Here is a 393-nt window from a genome sequence, read left to right on the forward strand (position 1 = left end):
GGTACATCCTGCCTCATTCTGGCTTTCAAAAGTATAAACACCGCTTTCAGTATATTCAGTTCCGTTCCAGGTGTAAGAATCACAAGCTGTTGCAGTTTCTTCAGAAGTAGTGCTATTGGTGATAGTCAGGTTCAGGGTTGCAACATTGGTGCATCCTGCTTCATTCTCACTCACAAAAGTATAGACACCGCTTTCTGTATATTCAGTTCCATTCCAGGTGTAAGAATCACAAGCTGTGTGAGTTTCTTCAGAAGTTGTGCTGTTGTTGATGGTCAAAGTCAGGGTTGCAACATTGGTGCATCCTGCCTCATTCTCACTTTCAAAAGTATAAACACCACTTTCAGTATATTCAGTTCCGTTCCAGGAGAAAGAATCACAGGCTGTTGCAGTTTC

Annotated in this window: 1 protein-coding gene; it reads right to left on the reverse strand. The window is 42.2% G+C overall.

Annotated elements, in window-relative coordinates:
- A partial coding sequence (locus tag HC175_RS19955) for an Ig-like domain-containing protein (protein WP_209310138.1) occupies positions 1-393 on the reverse strand: 393 nt, incomplete at both ends.

The organism is Salinimicrobium oceani (genome assembly GCF_012037645.1).